The sequence below is a fragment of the Agrobacterium sp. K11 genome (genome assembly GCF_059429395.1).
Window position 1 is genome coordinate 81,247 of the sequence record NZ_JCAHRB010000011.1, and the last position, 18,342, is coordinate 99,588.

Below are 18,342 nucleotides of genomic sequence, written 5' to 3' on the forward strand. Positions count from 1 at the left end.
TCTACCCCTTTTCAGGCCATCGGCCCGAAAACCGGAAGCGATTTTCGACAGGAACGGTGTGCAGATTTAAAATTTTGGAGCGTCCTTTGGGCGTCCGTATGGACGCAAGGCGGTCTAGAGAGTGGAAACCGGGGATTGATATGGCTCAGCCAAGCGTAGCGCGTGAACCGTCCATGGAAGAGATTTTGGCGTCCATACGCCGGATCATCGAAAGCAACGAGACCGGGCCTACCGGTGCGTTTTCCGGGCAGTTGCCGCCTGTCTATGACGACGAAGACGATGGCGCAGGCGAAGCGTCCTTCGTGACGGAGGCCATCAGCCCGCCGGCGCGCGTTCCCCCCGCCGCAAACCAGGCATTTGGCGCAAGGCCGGTGCAGGATTTTTCTGCGGCCTCCGAAAAGCAGACGCCAGAACAGCAGGAAATCTCGGCCGAGAAAAGCATGTCGCTTGCCGATGTTGCCGCCCGCGTTCGCGCTGCCGCCGACCGCAACGCTGCCATGGGGCCGCAGGCATTTGCCGCCCAGGCGCAGCGTGAGCCCGCGCAGGCAGCCCCGGCCGCTCATTCCTCCAGCGTACCGCAGCCTTCGGCTGCGCAACAGGTTGAACGCCCTGCGCCGCAGCGCCCGACGGATGTGCGGCCGCTGTTGGCGGCCGCTGCCGCGAGCACCAGTGAACAGCCGGCAGCTTTTGCCGCCGAGGATCGTGCTGCTGCTGCCGCTGTCGAGAGCGCAGCTTTCGAGAACCGCTTCGACCAGCTGACGCTGCGTGGCGCCATCGAAACGCCTGTAGCCCAGGATCATTTCGAGATTTCGGTGCAGGAACCTGCTGTCGAGATGCCGTCATTCGATCTGGCCGAACCCAAGGAAGAGGGCGGTTTGTCGCTCAACCTCATTTCCGAGGCTGCCGGTGCGCAGATCGCCCGTTCCTTCAGCGAACTTGCGGAAATTTTCGATGGCGTCGAACGACGCTCAATCGAGGATATGGCCGCCGAAATGCTGCGTCCGATGCTGCAGGACTGGCTGGAAGACAATCTGCCGACCCTGGTGGAGCGTCTCGTGCGTGAGGAAATCGAACGTGTGGCGCGCGGCTCGCGCCGCTAGGCTCTGTTCGTCCGCATCTTGTAACATGCGCGAGATAATGAAACAGAGGCCGCTCCGGCACCGGGGCGGCTTTTTTGTTGAAGATGAAGGCGCTATGGGGTCATAGTCGCTGACGGGTCGGTTTCTGTTGACTCTCGACCATCCATCCTTATTTAAAAAAATCCACACAAGAACTCTAAAATTCAGGTCAGGAAATGCTCGAAAAGACCTACGATTCCGCATCCGTCGAACCGAAAATCGCCAAAGCCTGGGACGAGGCGAACGCTTTTCGTGCCGGCGCCAACGCTAAACCGGGCGCGGAAACCTTCACAATCGTCATCCCGCCGCCGAATGTCACCGGCTCCCTGCATATGGGCCATGCGCTCAACAACACGCTTCAGGACATATTGGTCCGCTTCGAGCGCATGCGCGGCAAGGACGTGTTGTGGCAGCCGGGCATGGACCATGCGGGCATCGCCACGCAGATGGTCGTCGAGCGCAAGCTGATGGAACAGCAGCTTCCGGGCCGCCGCGAAATGGGCCGTGAGGCCTTCGTGGACAAGGTCTGGGAATGGAAAGCCGAATCCGGCGGTTTGATCTTCAACCAGCTGAAGCGCCTCGGTGCGTCGTGCGACTGGTCGCGTGAGCGCTTCACCATGGATGAGGGTCTGTCCGAGGCCGTTCTCGAGGTGTTCGTCACCCTTTACAAGCAGAACCTGATCTACAAGGACAAGCGCCTCGTCAACTGGGACCCGAAGCTGCAGACCGCGATTTCCGACATGGAAGTCGAACAGCTGGAAGTGAAGGGCAACCTTTGGCACTTCCGTTATCCGCTGGAAAAGGGTGTGACCTATCAGCACCCGATCGCATTTGACGAGGAGGGCAAGCCCACCGAGTTCGAAACGCGCGATTACATCGTTGTTGCTACCACGCGGCCAGAAACCATGCTCGGCGATACCGGTGTTGCGGTGAACCCGGAAGACGAGCGCTACAAGGGCATCATTGGCAAGCATGTCATCCTGCCGATCGTTGGCCGCAAGATCCCGATCGTTGCCGATGACTACGCCGATCCGACGGCCGGAACTGGCGCCGTGAAGATCACGCCTGCGCACGACTTCAACGATTTCGAGGTCGGCAAGCGTTGCGGTCTGCGCGCCATCAACGTCATGAATATCGATGGCACGATCTCCATCAAGGAGAACGAGGATTTCCTCGAGGGCCTCAATCATCCGGCGGCGCTGCACGGCGCATGGGACCGCCTGGAAGGACAGGATCGTTTCTTCGCCCGCAAGGTCATCGTCGAAATCTTCGAGGAAGCCGGCCTGCTCGACAAGATCGAGCCGCACAAGCACGTCGTGCCGCATGGCGACCGTGGCGGCGTGCCGATCGAGCCGCGCCTCACCGACCAGTGGTGGGTGGACAACAAGACGCTGGCTCAGCCGGCCATTGCCTCGGTTCGCGAAGGCCGCACCAATTTCGTGCCTAAGAACTGGGAAAACACCTATTTTCAGTGGATGGAGAATATCCAGCCCTGGTGTATCTCGCGGCAATTGTGGTGGGGACACCAGATTCCGGCATGGTACGGCCCTGACGGGCAGGTCTTCGTTGAAAAGACCGAGGAAGAGGCGCTTCAGGCCGCTATCCAGCATTATATCGCCCATGAAGGTCCGTGGAAGGCCTGGGTCGAGGAGAAGCTTGAAAACTTCAAGCCGGGTGAGATCCTGACCCGTGACGAAGACGTTCTCGATACTTGGTTCTCATCGGCGCTGTGGCCGTTCTCGACGCTCGGCTGGCCGGAAAAGACACCGGAACTGGCGCGCTATTATCCGACCAATGTGCTTGTCACCGGTTTCGACATCATCCCGTTCTGGGTCGTCCGCATGATGCAGATGGGTCTGCATTTCATGAAGGACGACGCCGGCAATCCGGTCGAGCCGTTCAGCACCGTCTACATCCATGCGCTCGTTCGCGACAAGAACGGCCAGAAGATGTCCAAGTCCAAGGGCAACGTCATCGATCCCCTGGAACTGATCGACGAATACGGTGCGGATGCGCTGCGCTTCACGCTCGCCATCATGGCGGCGCAGGGTCGTGATGTGAAACTCGATCCGGCACGTATCGCCGGTTATCGCAACTTCGGCACGAAGCTCTGGAACGCCACGCGTTTTGCCGAAATGAACGGTGTAAAGCGCGATCCGCATTTCCTGGCCGAAACTGCATCGCTGACGATCAACCGGTGGATCCTGACCGAGCTTGCCAACACCGCGCGCGATGTGACGGCGGCTCTTGAGAACTTCCGGTTCAACGATGCATCCGGCATCCTCTACCGTTTCGTCTGGAACCAGTTCTGCGACTGGTACCTGGAACTGCTCAAGCCCGTGTTCGGTGGCGAGGATGAGGCGGCAAAGGCGGAATCGCAGGCCTGCGCGGCCTATGTTCTGGATGAGATCTACAAGCTCCTGCATCCCTTCATGCCTTTCATGACGGAAGAGCTGTGGGCGCATACGGCGGGCGAGGGCGAGGAGCGGGCTGATCTTCTCTGCCTTACCGACTGGCCGTCTCCGGAATTCCGCGACGATGCTGCGGCTGCGGAAATCAACTGGCTGATCGATCTGGTTTCGGGCATCCGCTCGACGCGTGCCGAGATGAACGTGCCGCCGGGCGCCACCGCATCGCTGGTGGTGGTCGGTGCCAATACCTCGACAGAAGCGCGGCTGGACCGCCATGCCGCCGCCATCCGGCGCCTGGCGCGTGCCGATGAAATCCGTGGTGCCGATGTGGCGCCAAAAGGTTCCGCGCAGATCATCATCGGTGAGGCCACCGTCTGCCTGCCGCTCGGCAACCTGGTCGATCTCGCGGCCGAAAAGGCCCGTCTCGAAAAGGCGATCGGCAAGGTGGACGCGGAGATGGAACGTATCGACAAGAAGCTGTCGAACGAAAAATTCGTGGCCAATGCCGATCCGGAGGTTGTGGCCGCCGAGCGCGAGCGTAAGGCGGAACTGGAAGTTCAGCTGACAAGTCTTCGAACCGCCCTGCAGCGGGTCAGCGAAGCAGGATAAGGTTCCAGTTGCGTGTAAAATCAAAACGCCCCGTGAAAACGGGGCGTTTTGCGTTCTGTAAGGGCCGGCTCAATTCATTGCTGCGTTGCAATGGCGAATCATGCACTGCGTGACAGCGCGATTATTTCTGCCGCGAGGCGCACAAAACCGCGCGGGAAGACGAAAAAGATCAATAAAAACGGCCTGATAAGCGATTTTCTTCGGAAACGTCCAACTGTGGTTATTTGGCGACATTTCCGGTGCGGATTGGGAGTTTGTTTCGTTTTGTGTCGTTTTTTCTAATTGGATTAGAATAATAGCCTAAAATGATTATGTAAGATGCCAAACATCAAAAACTTACGTAAAAAAATGGCCATCCGGTGGCAACCGCGCCGCGCCACGGCAGATTGTCATTTGCCGCAAAGCATTTCACTCTCTCAATGATCACATTGCCTTGATTGGGGAGAGAGATGGCAAAAACTGCATTTTTTCGCGGCGCAGTATGTTTCGTAGCCAGCATCGCGGCGGTCACGCCTTCACTGGCGGGCGGCCTCGAGCGCGGTGGCTACAATATCGACCTGCTGTTCGACCCGTCCGACTATGTTCTCGACAGTTCCGCTACATTCGTTGCGCCACAGCGCAAGGTTGAGAATGCGCGTGACAATCCGCTGAAGAGCGGTCCGCTGCCTGCGACTTGGTCAAGGAGCGCAGATGACTCTGAAAACTTCTGGTCGACCCGCATCGGCGCCAAGGCGGCAATCGGCGATTTCGGCGACTGCATGTTCGATTATTCGCAGCCTTGGGGCGCGCACCTCAATCCGGGCATCTGGCAGGGATCGAGCTACAATATCGAAACCAAGGTAAAGTCGCACAATTACGCCACCACCTGCCGTGTGAAGTTTGATCTTGGCAAGGGCGACTTCTCGATTATTGGCGGCGGCTTTTACCAGGAGATCAGCGGTTATAAATACCGTCAGGTTCTTGGCCCAGCTGTTCTTGGCCTCAATCCGGCCTGGTCCAGCTTCAGCGGCGTCGGCAAACTTGAGATGGAAGGTGACGGTTGGGGTTGGCGCGCCGGCGTTGCCTACGAAATCCCCGAGGTCGCCTTCCGGGCGAGCCTTGTTTATAACAGCGCCGTCGATCATGACCTGACCGGTTTCGCCGACGTCAGAGGAGTTCCGCAGACGCCGCCGTCCATCTCTCCGACGCTGGCGAAATACGGCGGCAAGCTGGTGCCGATATATGGCTCCGTTTCGATGCCAGACAGCATCGAACTCAAGGTGCAATCCGGCATAGCTCCGGACTGGCTGGCTTTCGGTTCGGTGAAGTGGACTGACTGGAGCCAGATTCAGGTCATTCCTTTCTGCGCGGTAGGGACGTCCCCCTGCGTTCCGAGCGGCGCTGACACGCTGAACACGCTAGACCTGTTTTATCGTGATGGCTGGACGATCTCCGGCGGCGTTGGTCACAAGTTCAACGAGCAGTGGAGCGGTGCTGTAAGTCTGACCTGGGATCGCGGTACATCGACGGTTATCGGCACCCAGACCGACACCTGGACGCTGGGCACGCAGATCGTCTACTCGCCGAACAAGAATATCGAGTTCAAGGTTGCCGGTGCTCTCGGCCTCCTGACCTCCGGTAGCTCATCCATCAACGGTGGACCTTGCGGTGCGGGCTTCACCTGCGGCAATGAGGCGGGCTACGACTTCGGCAACGATCTCGTGGCTGCGATCTCTACGGGCGTCAAGGTCAAGTTCTGACACCATTCGCCACACCTGAACGAAAAGAAAGGTCCGGTTTACCAACCGGACCTTTTTTCATTCCCGACTATGATTCCTGCTCGATAAAAATTTCTAGCCCGAAAGTTTTGTGACGATTTGGCAACACTTTTCTGCAAGCGTGGTGCCGCGTTGGAATGTGGGCATATCTGTCCATTTCCCGCCACAAACGAGGTGCTTGGCTTCTGTTTATGGACGCGGGGATGGAAGAACATGCAGGCGTTTGATGTGGGCCTGCGGAGTTGCGAAGAGTGAAAACGGGTTTGGATTCAGGGTTTAAGCAAGTAATACGGGAATTTGATCCGGGTTTCTTGTTTGGCGCTGACCGGCAGGCGGTCAAACGCCGTTATATTGCCGGAAATTATGCCTATATCTGTCTCACTGAAAATTTGGAGCAATTACCGCATATGACCACCGGCAGTGCGCTGGAAAGTGCTGCCGGAAAGACGCAGTGTGTTCGAAAAATCGCGACCCGGCGGGGTTCAGCTTTGCAGTATTCCGCAAGTATTGGCTATATGCCGGGAAGAGTGAGAGAAGTTCGCCTAAATGCTGAAATGTGAAGCACATGTTCTAAAGCCGCTCATCATGAGCCTTTTGCTTGCGTCGCTCGCAATGCCGGTGCTGGCTTTTGACATCAACGCAGGCGTTACCAAGGAATCCGGGCCCTTCGACCTGTTCAAGTTCGGCTTCAAGGCCTACAAGAACGGTAACAAGGACGAAGCCGTCGAGGCCTATCGCTATGCGGCCGAAAAGGGCCATACCGGCTCGCGCTGGGCGCTTGCCAATATGTATGCCTTCGGCGATGGAGTTGCCAAGAACGACTTCGAAGCCTTCAAGATTTACAGCGAAATTGCCAGCCAGGGCGTCGAGCCGGGCTCCGAGGATACCGGCTTCTTCGTCAACGCGCTGCTTTCTCTTGCCGATTATTACCGCCACGGCATTCCCGGCACTCCGGTAAAGATGGACCTGTCGCAGGCCCGCCAGCTCTATTTTCAGGTGGCTTCCACCTTTGGCGTGGCTGAGGCCCAGTTCCGTCTGGCGGAAATGATCCTTGCGGGTGAGGGCGGCCGGGCGGATGTGCAGCAGGCCAAGAAGTGGCTCAATCAGGCACGCAAGCACGGCCATGCCGGCGCCATGTCGATTTTCGGTAATCTGCTTTTCCAGGAAGGCCAGACGACGCAGGGACTCGCCTTCATGACGGCCGCGCTCGACAAGTGCACGGCGGTGGATTGCACCTGGATCCAGACCCTTCAGGAACAGGCTTTTTCGCTCGCGGGTGAAAACGATCGCCGCGCGGCTATCGCGCTGGCGCAGAACATGCAGATCGACGATCCGAACTGACAATTATGTCTATTGTGGCTGAGGCGACTTAGAGCACGTCCTGTTTAAACGGAATCGTTTGCCGTGCTCTAATTCGTCGTTTCGGAGCACTTTTACCGGAAATTCTCTAACTCGCCCGGCGAGCGCCGTTCAATTGATCGGCGTGAAATTGAAATAACCGCAGACCGGTACGTGGTCGGACGGTTTTTCCCAGGCCCGCACATGTTTTTCGATGCTGACCGATTGCAGCCTGTCGGCCGCTTCCGCCGACAGCATCAGGTGATCGATGCGGATGCCGTTATTTTTAGGCCATGCGCCAGCCTGATAATCCCAGAAGGAATAAAGTCCGGGTTCATCCGTCGTCGCGCGTGCGGCATCGGTAAAGCCGAGATTTTCCAGCCTGCGGAATGCCGAGCGCGTCTTGGGCAGGAACAGCGCATCGCCCGCCCAGACCCGCGGATCGTGGCAATCGAAGGGTTCGGGGATAACGTTGTAGTCACCCGCCAGAATAAGCGGCTCCTCAAGCGCAAGCCGATCTTCGGCAAAGCGGCGCAGCCGCTCCATCCATGCGAGCTTGTAGGGATATTTGACCGGATCGTCAGGCGGATTGCCGTTCGGCAGGTAGAGCGAGCAGACCCGGATCGCACCGCCATCAACGGAGAACACGCCCTCGATGAAGCGCGCCTGTTCATCGGCATCGTCGCCCGGCAGGCCGCGATTGATCTCGTCGGGCTTCATCTTCGACAGAAGGGCGACGCCGTTGAAGCCCTTCTGGCCATGGGTCTCGACGTGATAGCCGAGCGCTTCCAGCTCAAGGCGGGGAAAGCCTTCGTCAACCGACTTGATTTCCTGAAGGCAAACGATGTCGGGCGATGAATCCTTCAACCACTGGCAGAGGTTTTCGATACGCGCCTTGACGCCGTTGATGTTCCAGGTGGCAATCTTCATCGGAGTTTCCCTTTTGTGAGGTTACTTTTACCCGATGCAAAAGCGATTACCACCGTTTTTGGAAACGGCGGGTGAGGATGTGGTGGATAGCCGGGGCAGGGTAGATCAACAGCTATGGATGCACCGCAGCTCCCCAAACCCTCATTCCTGTGACGAGCGCAGGAACGAGGGCGGAGAGAAAGGCGTGAATGATCTCAAGCTTGGCGCTTGATATCACCATCAAATAGAAAAGCTGGTGCCGCAGCCGCAGCTTGCGACCGCGTTCGGGTTCTTGATCTGGAAGGACTGGCCGAGCAGATTGTCGACGAAGTCGATTTCAGAGCCGGCCATATAGACAACCGACAGGCTGTCGATCAGCACCTTGGCGTCGCCACGCGCAATCACGATGTCGTCATCGGCGGGGTCTTCCGCCAGATCGAACTTGTAGGAGAAGCCCGAGCAGCCGCCGCCTTCCACCGAAACGCGCAGAGCCTGCTTGCCCGCATCCGCTGCGACGATCTGGGCGATTCGCTTCGCTGCGGCTTCCGAAAGTGTAATGTCGCTGTTTTCCATGTCGTTCCTCGTGCCGGGGTCAAGAACCGGAGAGCAATAGATTTGTCGCCACCATTATAAACCAGTCAAATAAACGGTCTATAGCGATGTCCGCAACGGCCTTTGCAGCGATGATGCTTTGCGCCGACCTTTGCGATAGGTATGAAGGGTGGATGAAAAGGTCAATGGTCAAAGGCCATGGGCTTCGGGTCAAAGGAAGTCCCGGCCAGAGAACAGTACAGGTGAATGAATGATTATAGACCAGCGCGCATTGGGTTTCGGAAGTGGCGAGAGGGCGGTTTTCGCCTCTGATCCATGGACCACGCGCGGGCGTCTTTTTGCCGAGGAGGCGAGCCTGACGCGCTCGGAGTTCCAGCGCGACCGGGACCGCATCGTCCACACCACTGCCTTTCGCCGGCTTAAACACAAGACGCAGGTTTTCATCAGCCCTGACGGCGACCATTACCGCACCCGGCTCACCCACACGATTGAGGTTGCGCAGATTGCCCGCGCACTCGCACGTGCTCTGAAGCTGGACGAGGATCTGGCCGAGGGCGTGGCTCTGGTGCATGATTTCGGCCACACGCCGTTCGGCCATACTGGTGAGGATGCGCTGGATGCGGTGTTGTTGCCCTATGGCGGCTTCGATCACAACGCGCAGTCGCTGCGCATCGTCACCAAGCTGGAGCGCCGCTACGCCGAATATGACGGCATCAACCTGACATGGGAGACGCTGGAGGGGCTGGTGAAGCACAATGGCCCGCTGGTCAATGCCGAGGGCGAGGGCGTGAAGGGCCCGGTTCCGCTGCCCATCCTCGAATATTGCGAGCTGCAGGATCTGGAAATCGGCAGTTATGCCAGTCTTGAGGCACAGATGGCGGCTATTGCCGACGACATCGCCTATAATACCCATGATATCGATGACGGCCTGCGTGCCGGTTATCTGAGCTTCGAGATGCTGGAAGAGGTGCCTTTCCTCAGCAAGCTGATGGCTGAGGTACGTGCGAAATATCCCGTACTCGACAAGGAACGCTTCGCCAATGAAATCATGCGCCGCCAGATCACCCATATGGTCGAGGATGTAATCGGGGTCGCGCAGCAGAATCTTTCCCGGCTGAAACCGAAGAGTGCGGCCGATATCCGCGCCGCCGATTTTACCGTCGCGACTTTCTCGCCGGAAATGGCTGAAACCGACAGGCAGATCAAGAAACTGCTGTTTGCCCATATCTACCGGCATCCGGAAATCATGCGCATCCGCGCCGGCGCTACGCAGATCGTTACCGACCTTTTCCACCGTTATATGGAAGTGCCGGCAGAGATGCAGAGTCACTACTGGGTGGACAGCATTTCCGGTATGAGCAAGGCCGCAAAAGCCCGCCATGTGGGGGATTATCTGGCTGGTATGACCGACAGTTATGCACTGCGCGCCCACCAGCGGCTGTTTGACCACACCCCCGATTTGCGATAGGGCAGCGGGCGATCGCGAAGCCAACCCGGTTATGATGGCCGGACATGAACAGAAGCCCTTCGCGCAGGTTGGAACGATGAACATTTTTGCCGATTTCGATACCAGGATCAAAAACGCGCTCGAGACTCTCGATCTCGTGAAAGAGAACCGCGAAAAGGTCGATTTCAGTCGAATTACGGTCGAATCCCCGCGCGATCTGAGCCATGGCGATGTCGCAACCAATGCCGCTATGGTGTTGGCGAAGCCGCTCGGCACCAATCCCCGGGCGCTGGCCGAACTCATCGTGCCAGCACTTCAGGCCGATGGCGATGTCGATAGCGTCAACGTCGCCGGTCCCGGCTTCATCAATCTCAAGGTCTCTGTCGGTTACTGGCAGCGTCTTCTTGCCGACATGATCGGGCAGGGCATCGATTTCGGCCGCTCGAAGATCGGCACGGGCCGGAAGATCAACGTCGAATATGTCTCCGCCAACCCCACCGGTCCTATGCATGTCGGCCATTGCCGTGGTGCTGTCGTGGGTGACACGCTGGCGAACCTGCTCGCCTTCGCCGGTTATGGCGTGACCAAGGAATATTACATCAACGACGCCGGCTCGCAGATCGACGTGCTCGCGCGTTCGGTCTTCCTGCGTTACCGCGAGGCGCTTGGCGAAGATATCGGCGCCATTCCGTCGGGCTTCTACCCCGGTGACTATCTCGTTCCAGTCGGCCAGGCGCTGGCGGATGAATATGGCATCAAGCTGCGCGCCATGCCCGAGGAAAAGTGGCTACCTATCGTCAAGGACAAGGCGATCGCCGCAATGATGGTGATGATCCGTGAGGATCTGGAGACGCTGAACGTCAAGCACGACGTGTTCTTCTCGGAGCGCACGCTGCATGAGGGCAATGGCGGACCCATTCTGTCGGCCATCAACAATCTCACCTTCAAGGGCCACGTCTACAAGGGCACCCTGCCGCCGCCGAAGGGCGAGTTGCCGGAAGACTGGGAAGACCGCGAGCAGACGCTGTTCCGTTCCACCGAGGTGGGCGACGACATGGACCGCGCGCTGATGAAGTCGGACGGTTCCTACACCTATTTTGCCGCCGACGTTGCCTATTTCAAGAACAAGTTCGATCGCGGTTTTTCCGAGATGATCTATGTGCTCGGCGCCGACCACGGCGGCTATGTGAAGCGGCTTGAAGCGGTTGCGCGCGCCGTCTCGGAAGGCAAGTCGAAGCTGACGGTTCTTCTGTGCCAGCTCGTGAAGCTGTATCGCGATGGCGAGCCGGTGAAGATGTCGAAACGCTCAGGCGATTTCGTCACGCTGCGCGATGTGGTGGACGAAGTAGGTCGCGATCCCGTGCGATTCATGATGCTCTATCGGAAGAATTCCGAGCCGCTGGACTTCGATTTTGCGAAAGTGACCGAACAATCGAAGGATAATCCGGTCTTTTACGTGCAATATGCGCATGCCCGTTGCATGTCCATCTTCCGCCAGGCGCAGGAAGCGTTTCCGGGTCTTGCGCTCTCGCAGGACGACATGTCGTCTTCCGTTGCTTTGATTAGCGATATCAACGAGTTGCAGCTGGTTGCAAAGCTTGCTGAGTACCCGCGCCTGATCGAATCCGCAGCCCTTGCGCACGAGCCGCACAGGCTTGCTTTTTACCTCTACGATCTCGCCAGTTCCTTCCATGGACACTGGAACAAAGGTAAAGACCATCAGGAATTACGTTTTATTAACGATAAAAACCGAGAATTGAGCATTGCCAGACTCGGGCTGGTGAATGCTGTCGCGAATGTTTTGAAGTCTGGTCTTACGCTTTTAGGAGCGGACGCGCCTGACGAGATGCGATAACATATCACCATTATTTGCTCACAATACGCTGGCAAGAGCTGCAATGCGTAGATGGTGGAACACGTAATGGTCGAAAAAAATGTCGCGTATAACCGGGACGCCCGGTCTGAAGGGTTCGCTGACAACGATCCTCTGGCAGAACTGGCGCGTATCGTCGGTTTCGATGAGCGTCCTTCGCATGCGGGTTCCGAAGCTGCGCCACGCGCCGGCTCTGCGGCAACCCGCCGCGAACCCGAATTCAATCTCGAAGACGAGCTGCTTCGAGAGTTCGAGGTTTACGATGCGCCGCATGCCGATCCGGTCGTTCTTGACCCGGCAAACGATGTGCGTGCGGGCATCCACCCCAGCGACTTCATGCAGCGCGTCGAATCGGTTTTCGCCCGGCGCGAGCCTGAGCTTGCGCCAGCGGACGAACCCGTGTTCGAGGCAAGCCCCGCACCCGAAGTGAGCCAGGAGCCACTTCCCGAGGCCGATCAGGCCTACATTCACAATTACGTCGAGACGTCGACGCAGGACATCCGCGCGGATTTCCGTGATGATGCCGGTGCGGTTGCCGAGGTTTTCGATGTGCATTCGCGCCAGTCGCGCCCTGCCGAGCCGGTGGTTTACCAGCAGGCTGCATGGGAAGAGCCGCAGGCTGTCGAGCCGGCTCAAAGCACCTGGCACGCTATGCCTGAGCTTCCGGCCGATGTTTCGAGCAATATTGCGCATTCCGATCAGAGCCATGCGCCTGAGCCGCAGGCTTTCGATCTTGCGGATGAGGTAGAGATCGCCGTCGCCGAAGCGCCGGCGCCGATTTCCGTGCGTCCGCCTTCGCATGGTGGCCGTTCTTCGCTGGAATTTTCCAGCCTGCGTCTGCCTCTTGCCAATTTCGGCGCGCGCCGCGATGTTGCGGCAGGTGATCCCAAGCGGATCGAGCCGAGGGCCGAAGCGCTGCCTGCAGCCCGGATCGAGCCACAGGCCGAACCAGTTCCGGCGCCTGAGCCCGTCTTCGTTCAGGCGGAAGAAACCGCACCGACCTTTGCGCCTTCGGTTGCAGAAAAGCCGGTTGAAACAAATCTTTCGCCGATGGACGAGCTGATCTACGGCGTTGCGAAATATTCCATTCCCGGACGCGGCGAAGAGCCTGTCGTTCAGGATGCCCCCATCGCACAGGCTGCGCCTATCGTTCCGGCTGCAAGAGTGGAGCCGCCTTTGGTTGCCACGGCACCGGTTGCCGCAGCCCCTGTAAAGGCAGCCCCGGCCGTAACAGCGCCGCCCGTTCAGGAGCCGGACCTTGGGGATTTCGCAGGTTTCAACGACGATGATTTCGAGCTTGCGCTTGATGATCTCGATCTTGACCTCGACCTGTCCGAAATCGCTGCAGCGGAAGTCGCACCTGCGCCTGTGCCGCAGCCCGTTCGCCAGCAGCCGGTCGCTCCGGTAGCGGTTGCTGCCGCCGCGCCGCAGCCGGTGCGGGAACAGCCAGCACCTCAGCCGCGCCCGGCCCCGGTTGCTGCAATTCCGGTGGCCGCCCCTCCGGTTCAGCCGCGTCCGGTTGCAGCCGCACCGCAGCCGGTTGCACCACAAACGCTGGAAAGCCTGCCTTTCGATCCCTCGCAGATCGGTGAGACGGAAGAACATCCGGAAAATATTACCGAGATGGACGTGCCGGAATTGCCGGTCGGCGTTTTCGAACCCAAGCCTGTCGCCCGTCGTCACGAAGAAGACCTCGATATCGACACCGAGCTCGCAACGCTGTTTGCCCCGGCGGTTGCCGGTGGTCTTGACCGTCACAAACATGCGGAAAACCGGGCTGCTGCCCCGCAGGCGCGTCCTCAGGCGCAGGGTCCGGAGGAGGTCGACGAATTTGAGCGGGCGCTGGAAGAAGATTTCCGCCGCTCCATGCAGGAGGCTGCTGCCTCGCGCGGCAATGCGCCGCGCGATACCGAGAATACCTACGTCGACCATCAGCCGGCCTATCGCGAAGAAGAAGAACGCGGCGGTCGCCGCTGGATCATGCCGGTTGCCGCAGCAATCGGTCTGGTGCTTGTTGGTGGTGGTGTTTACGCGCTGATGTCGGACGGTTCGTCCGGTGCGGGCTCCAATGGCGCGCCGGTCATCATTTCCGCCGATAACGACCCGATGAAGGTGGTGCCGGAAAATCCGGGTGGCCGCGTCGTGCCCAACCAGGACAAGGCGGTTTACGACCGCGTGGCCGGTGGTAGCGCTGCCGATCCGAAGCAACCGGCGCTGATCTCCAGCAACGAAAAGCCTGTCGATGTGGTCCAGCGTACGCTGATACCCGAACAGCTGCCGCTGGAAGGTGAAAACGACGCGGACATGGAAGCCACCGGCACGCCGGTTGGCGAGACTGAAGATCCGCGCCTGCTTTCGCCGGAAGAAAAGGCCAGCCAGAACGAAGGTGCCGGTGCGACGGGCGTTTCGCCGCGCAAGGTCCGCACCATGATCGTCAAGCCTGATGGTACGCTGGTTGCACAGGAAGTCGATGCGCCTGCTGCCCAGCCACCGAAGGCAGACAAGGTCGCGGAGCTTGCTGCACCGCAGGCAGCCAAGCCGGGTGAGGGCGCTCCCGCCGTCATCGCCGCTTCGCGTGTTCCGGTTGCGCCTGAACACCCGCAGGCCAATACGCCAGCCGCGTCCTCCACACCGGCCTCGCAGTCGGCTGCGCCCGTTCCTTCGGCGCGTCCGTCCGCACAGCCTTCCAATGTGGTGGCAACGGTGACCAATCAGGGCAACGTCCGTCCTGCTGCAACTGCTCCGGCCCAGCCGCAGGCTGCACAGCAGCAGACAGCCGCCGCCATGCCTGCAGCAACGAGCGCGCCGTCTTCGGGTGGTTATTACATCCAGATCGCGTCCCTGCCGAGCCAGGCGGAGGCACAGAAGTCCTACCATAACATGTCGGCCAAGTTCGGTTCGGTCATTTCTGGTCGGGGCGTCGACATCAAGGCCGCTGAGATCGCCGGCAAGGGCACGTTCTACCGAGTCCGCATCCCGGCAGGCGACAAGAACGAAGCCGTGGCGCTGTGCGAAAAGTTCCGCGCAGCTGGCGGCAGCTGCCTGGTGGCGCGCTGATAGCGGCTGATCCGGTTGAGTGAAGATTGGGGCTGCCGTCTAAGGCAGCCCTCGCAGTGGGGAAAGGCTTTCCTCACATTCGACGTCATCCTCGGCCCCGTGCCGAGGATCTGCCAACGTTTCGCCAACCGGTCGGTTGCAGATGCTCGGGAAAGGCCCGAGCATGACGGCGGAGGGGTTGTCGACTTATCCCCGACGCCTTGCGGTATAAGGCCATTTCCCCATTCTGTGAGCGTGACATCATGACCGATTGCAAAGCTATGATCCTCGGATGCGGCGGGCTTACGCTTTCCGCTGACGAGATTGCCCTTTACCGCAATGAGCGGCCCTGGGGTTTCATCCTGTTCGGGCGCAATATCGGTGATGCGCAACAGATTACCGATCTCGTCGCCTCAATGCGCGATGCCGTCGCGCGGCCGGATGCCCCGGTTCTGATCGATCAGGAAGGCGGGCGCGTTCAGCGCATCAAGCCGCCGCTTTTGCAAGCCTATCCGAATGCCCGCATTCTTGGCGAGATATACGAGCGTGACCGGGAGGAAGGCCTGCGCGCGGCGTGGTTGATGTCGCGTCTGCATGCCTTCGATCTCATGAAATTCGGCATCAATATCGATTGCCTGCCGGTGCTCGACGTGCCTGTGGAAGGCGCCAGCAACGTCATTGGCAACCGGGCCTATGGCTACAGCCCGACCATGGTGGCGGAGATGGGGCAGGCGGCGGCTGACGGTCTCAAGGCGGGCGGCATGTTGCCTGTCATGAAACACATGCCGGGCCACGGTCGCGGCATGGTGGATTCGCACCATGAATTGCCTGTTGTCGATGTGCCGCTGGACGAGCTGGACGCCCATGATTTTGTGCCATTCCGCGCGCTGAACCGTGAATTGATGGCGATGAGCGCGCATCTGGTGTTCAACGCCGTCGATCGGGAGCGTCCGGCAACGACCTCGCCAAAGGTGATCGAGGAGATCATTCGTGGGCGAATCGGCTTTGACGGTCTGTTGATGTCCGACGACAGTTCCATGAATGCGCTGAAGGGCACGCTTGGCCAGCGTGCCGCGAATATTGTTGCGGGTGGCTGCGATATAGTCTTGCATTGCAACGGCGTGATGGGTGAAATGCTTGAGGTCGTGAAGGAGGTTCCCGTTCTTTCCGGCCGTTCGCTGGAGCGGGTGCGGGCCGTGGAAGCGGGTTTTCCCGCCACTGATGCCTCCGACGAAGCTGAACTGAGAGCCGAATTCAACGCCATGTGGGCCGTTTCCTGACAATCGGGCGGCGGCCCGGTACTCGGGACGACAGGCCGGACGCCCGGCGGATGGAACAATGGCAGCAGACAAGTCTCGTACTTCAACGCCTATGGACAAGCTCTGGCAGGATGTGACGCCGGAGCGGCTGACGGGCGAGGCCGGGCTGGTGATCGATGTCGCGGGTTTCGAAGGCCCGCTCGATCTGTTGCTACACCTTGCCCGCACGCAGAAGGTCGATCTGTCGCGCATTTCGGTCCTGGCGCTTGCCGAGCAATATCTGCAATTCGTGGAAACAGCCCGCCGCGTGCGCATCGAGCTTGCTGCCGACTATCTGGTGATGGCGGCCTGGCTTGCCTTCCTCAAGTCCAAGCTTCTCATTCCGCAGCAGGCGAAGGATGACGGCCCCTCCGGCGAAGAAATGGCCGCGACGCTGGCCTTTCGGCTGAAACGTCTGGAGGCGATGCGGGAGGCGGCTGAACGCCTCGTCAACCGCGCCCAGCTTGGCCGCGATATCTTCGCCCGTGGCGCGCCGGAGCATATTCCGCATATCAACCGCTCGGCTTACGAGGCGAACCTCTACGATCTCCTGAGTGCGTATGCCAATCTGCGGCAAAGGCAGGCCATCACCCAGGTCACAATTGAAAAGCGGCAGGTCTGGTCGCTTGTGGAAGCCCGGGAACTCCTGAACAGTCTACTCGGGGATGTCGGCGAGTGGACGGTGCTCGACCAATATCTGCTGCAATATGTGCCTGACCCCGCGATGCGCGTGACGGCAATCGCCAGCGCTTTCGCCGCCTCGCTGGAGCTGGTGCGCGAGGGATCGCTGCAAATCCGGCAGGAGGGCGCGTTCCAGCCCATCTATATGCGCAGGAGCGAGCGAGATGACCGCGCGCCGAATGCGGAAAGGACTGATAATGACGCATGACGACGAGACCGGCGAAGCCGCCATCGTGGCAGATGGGGCGGCGGATGTGGTTGGGGCCGAGCCCGCGGTATTTTCCGAGCGTCAGCTGAAGGAAGCCGAGCGCATTGCCGAGGCGCTGGTCTTTGCCTCGGCCGAACCGGTTTCAGTTGCCTTCATTGCCGAGCGGCTGCCGCGCGGCATGGATGTCGTTGCCATACTCCACGGGCTGAAGGCCGCTTATGGCGAGCGGGGTGTCAATCTGGTGCAGGTGGGCGGGCAATGGGCGTTCCGCACGGCCGGCGATCTCTCCTTCGTCGTCCATTCTGAGGAAAAGGAACCTAAGAAGCTTTCGCGTGCGGCGCTGGAGGTTCTGGCGATTGTGGCGTATCATCAACCGGTGACACGCGCCGAAATCGAGGAAATCCGTGGCGTGCAAACCTCACGCGGTACCCTCGATGTGCTGATGGAAGCGGGTTGGGTGCGTTTCAGGGGCCGCAGGCGCACGCCGGGCAGGCCGGTGACGATCGGCACCACGGTGGAGTTTCTCGACCATTTCGGCCTTGAGGAATTGCGGGACTTGCCGGGCCTTGAGGAACTGAAGGGTGCGGGCCTGCTTTCGGGCCGTATTCCTTCCAATTTCGGCGTGCCTTTGCCGATGATGAGCGACGAATTGCGCGAAGACGAAGACCCGATCACGCAGCTCGATCTGGAAGAGTTGGGCCTGCTTGCACCTGGTGGCGGCGATGGCGACGATTGATATCGTCTTCATGCGAATGACAAGGCACGAAAACTTTATGCCCACAGCCTGTTGAAGCAACGATTTGTTGTTTGAAAAAGCCTTTCAAACGTCTTACATCGTCTGAAAGCGAAATTCAGGAGTTTCAGTTATGGGTTCTTTTAGTGTGTGGCATTGGCTGATCGTGCTGGTGATCGTTCTCGTTCTCTTCGGACGCGGAAAGATCCCGGAACTGATGGGCGATGTCGCCAAGGGCATCAAGAGCTTCAAGAAGGGCATGGCTGACGAAGATCAGACTCCGCCGCCAGCCGATGTCAACGCGAAGACTGTTGACCACAAGGCTGACGAGATCAAGTAAGCGGCTTGAACCTGCTTGTTTTGAGACTGGCG

14 protein-coding genes are annotated in these 18,342 nt (G+C 59.3%); 12 read left to right on the forward strand and 2 right to left on the reverse strand.

The window, feature by feature from the left end:
* The first annotated feature begins 140 nt into the window (after nucleotides 1–140).
* The 5 genes from popZ (at nucleotide 141) to exoR (ending at nucleotide 7,236) form a co-directional block, all read left to right on the forward strand.
* Nucleotides 141–1,100 carry a cell division protein PopZ gene (popZ, locus tag AC5SEO_RS20260; RefSeq protein WP_013636287.1) on the forward strand — a complete coding sequence of 320 codons (960 nt, stop codon included), beginning with the start codon at nucleotides 141–143 and terminating at the stop codon, nucleotides 1,098–1,100.
* A 194-nt stretch (nucleotides 1,101–1,294) separates the two neighbouring features.
* On the forward strand, nucleotides 1,295–4,138 hold the full coding sequence (locus AC5SEO_RS20265; protein WP_174049524.1) for a valine--tRNA ligase: 2,844 nt from the start codon (nucleotides 1,295–1,297) through the stop codon (nucleotides 4,136–4,138).
* A gap of 449 nt (nucleotides 4,139–4,587) precedes the next feature.
* Nucleotides 4,588–5,877: an outer membrane protein transport protein gene (locus AC5SEO_RS20270; protein ID WP_003515621.1), complete on the forward strand. Its 1,290-nt coding sequence runs from the start codon at nucleotides 4,588–4,590 to the stop codon at nucleotides 5,875–5,877.
* Nucleotides 5,878–6,146: 269 nt separating this feature from the next.
* Nucleotides 6,147–6,455, forward strand: coding sequence for a hypothetical protein (locus tag AC5SEO_RS20275; protein WP_233283652.1), 309 nt, complete (start codon nucleotides 6,147–6,149; stop codon nucleotides 6,453–6,455).
* Entirely contained in the window at nucleotides 6,442–7,236 is a 795-nt protein-coding gene (gene exoR, locus AC5SEO_RS20280; RefSeq protein ID WP_003515620.1) for an exopolysaccharide production regulator ExoR, read from the forward strand. Before AC5SEO_RS20275 ends, exoR begins: the two co-directional genes overlap by 14 nt.
* Nucleotides 7,237–7,365: 129 nt before the next feature.
* Here exoR and xth read toward each other — a convergent pair whose 3' ends face one another.
* A complete protein-coding gene (xth, locus tag AC5SEO_RS20285) occupies nucleotides 7,366–8,163 on the reverse strand; it encodes an exodeoxyribonuclease III (RefSeq protein ID WP_097172086.1) in 798 nt (265 codons plus the stop codon).
* 219 nt (nucleotides 8,164–8,382) lie between these two features.
* A complete protein-coding gene (gene erpA, locus AC5SEO_RS20290; protein WP_003515615.1) occupies nucleotides 8,383–8,715 on the reverse strand; it encodes an iron-sulfur cluster insertion protein ErpA in 333 nt (110 codons plus the stop codon).
* A 229-nt stretch (nucleotides 8,716–8,944) separates the two neighbouring features.
* On the opposite strand from erpA, the gene AC5SEO_RS20295 reads away from it, so the two are divergent.
* From AC5SEO_RS20295 to AC5SEO_RS20325, 7 genes are all read left to right on the forward strand, one after another.
* Entirely contained in the window at nucleotides 8,945–10,162 is a 1,218-nt protein-coding gene (locus tag AC5SEO_RS20295; protein ID WP_174068393.1) for a deoxyguanosinetriphosphate triphosphohydrolase, read from the forward strand.
* Between the two features lie 76 nt (nucleotides 10,163–10,238).
* Nucleotides 10,239–11,996 (forward strand): arginine--tRNA ligase, encoded by a 1,758-nt coding sequence (gene argS / locus AC5SEO_RS20300; RefSeq protein WP_174068392.1) that lies wholly within the window; start codon nucleotides 10,239–10,241, stop codon nucleotides 11,994–11,996.
* Between the two features lie 66 nt (nucleotides 11,997–12,062).
* On the forward strand, nucleotides 12,063–15,071 hold the full coding sequence (locus AC5SEO_RS20305; protein ID WP_174068391.1) for an SPOR domain-containing protein: 3,009 nt from the start codon (nucleotides 12,063–12,065) through the stop codon (nucleotides 15,069–15,071).
* 242 nt (nucleotides 15,072–15,313) lie between these two features.
* The gene (nagZ, locus tag AC5SEO_RS20310) at nucleotides 15,314–16,330 is read left to right on the forward strand and encodes a beta-N-acetylhexosaminidase (RefSeq protein WP_003515605.1); all 1,017 of its coding nucleotides are present in this window, start codon (nucleotides 15,314–15,316) and stop codon (nucleotides 16,328–16,330) included.
* 58 nt (nucleotides 16,331–16,388) lie between these two features.
* Nucleotides 16,389–17,237 carry a segregation and condensation protein A gene (locus tag AC5SEO_RS20315; protein WP_025593638.1) on the forward strand — a complete coding sequence of 283 codons (849 nt, stop codon included), beginning with the start codon at nucleotides 16,389–16,391 and terminating at the stop codon, nucleotides 17,235–17,237.
* A complete protein-coding gene (scpB, locus tag AC5SEO_RS20320; RefSeq protein ID WP_019566157.1) occupies nucleotides 17,227–17,973 on the forward strand; it encodes an SMC-Scp complex subunit ScpB in 747 nt (248 codons plus the stop codon). The genes AC5SEO_RS20315 and scpB overlap by 11 nt, the downstream gene beginning before the upstream one ends.
* 130 nt (nucleotides 17,974–18,103) lie before the next feature.
* Nucleotides 18,104–18,310 carry a twin-arginine translocase TatA/TatE family subunit gene (locus AC5SEO_RS20325; protein ID WP_003515599.1) on the forward strand — a complete coding sequence of 69 codons (207 nt, stop codon included), beginning with the start codon at nucleotides 18,104–18,106 and terminating at the stop codon, nucleotides 18,308–18,310.
* Nucleotides 18,311–18,342 lie beyond the last annotated feature (32 nt).

Excerpts from the sequence above, each read along its gene's own strand:
- AC5SEO_RS20265 (WP_174049524.1), top strand. The coding sequence starts at position 1,295 with ATGCTCGAAAAGACCTACGATTCCGCATCCGTCGAACCGAAAATCGCC.
- popZ (WP_013636287.1), top strand. The coding sequence starts at position 141 with ATGGCTCAGCCAAGCGTAGCGCGTGAACCGTCCATGGAAGAGATTTTG.
- AC5SEO_RS20270 (WP_003515621.1), top strand. The coding sequence starts at position 4,588 with ATGGCAAAAACTGCATTTTTTCGCGGCGCAGTATGTTTCGTAGCCAGC.
- AC5SEO_RS20305 (WP_174068391.1), top strand. The coding sequence starts at position 12,063 with ATGGTCGAAAAAAATGTCGCGTATAACCGGGACGCCCGGTCTGAAGGG.
- scpB (WP_019566157.1), top strand. The coding sequence starts at position 17,227 with ATGACGCATGACGACGAGACCGGCGAAGCCGCCATCGTGGCAGATGGG.
- AC5SEO_RS20325 (WP_003515599.1), top strand. The coding sequence starts at position 18,104 with ATGGGTTCTTTTAGTGTGTGGCATTGGCTGATCGTGCTGGTGATCGTT.
- nagZ (WP_003515605.1), top strand. The coding sequence starts at position 15,314 with ATGACCGATTGCAAAGCTATGATCCTCGGATGCGGCGGGCTTACGCTT.
- exoR (WP_003515620.1), top strand. The coding sequence starts at position 6,442 with ATGCTGAAATGTGAAGCACATGTTCTAAAGCCGCTCATCATGAGCCTT.
- argS (WP_174068392.1), top strand. The coding sequence starts at position 10,239 with ATGAACATTTTTGCCGATTTCGATACCAGGATCAAAAACGCGCTCGAG.
- AC5SEO_RS20295 (WP_174068393.1), top strand. The coding sequence starts at position 8,945 with ATGATTATAGACCAGCGCGCATTGGGTTTCGGAAGTGGCGAGAGGGCG.
- erpA (WP_003515615.1), bottom strand. The coding sequence starts at position 8,715 with ATGGAAAACAGCGACATTACACTTTCGGAAGCCGCAGCGAAGCGAATC.
- xth (WP_097172086.1), bottom strand. The coding sequence starts at position 8,163 with ATGAAGATTGCCACCTGGAACATCAACGGCGTCAAGGCGCGTATCGAA.
- AC5SEO_RS20315 (WP_025593638.1), top strand. The coding sequence starts at position 16,389 with ATGGCAGCAGACAAGTCTCGTACTTCAACGCCTATGGACAAGCTCTGG.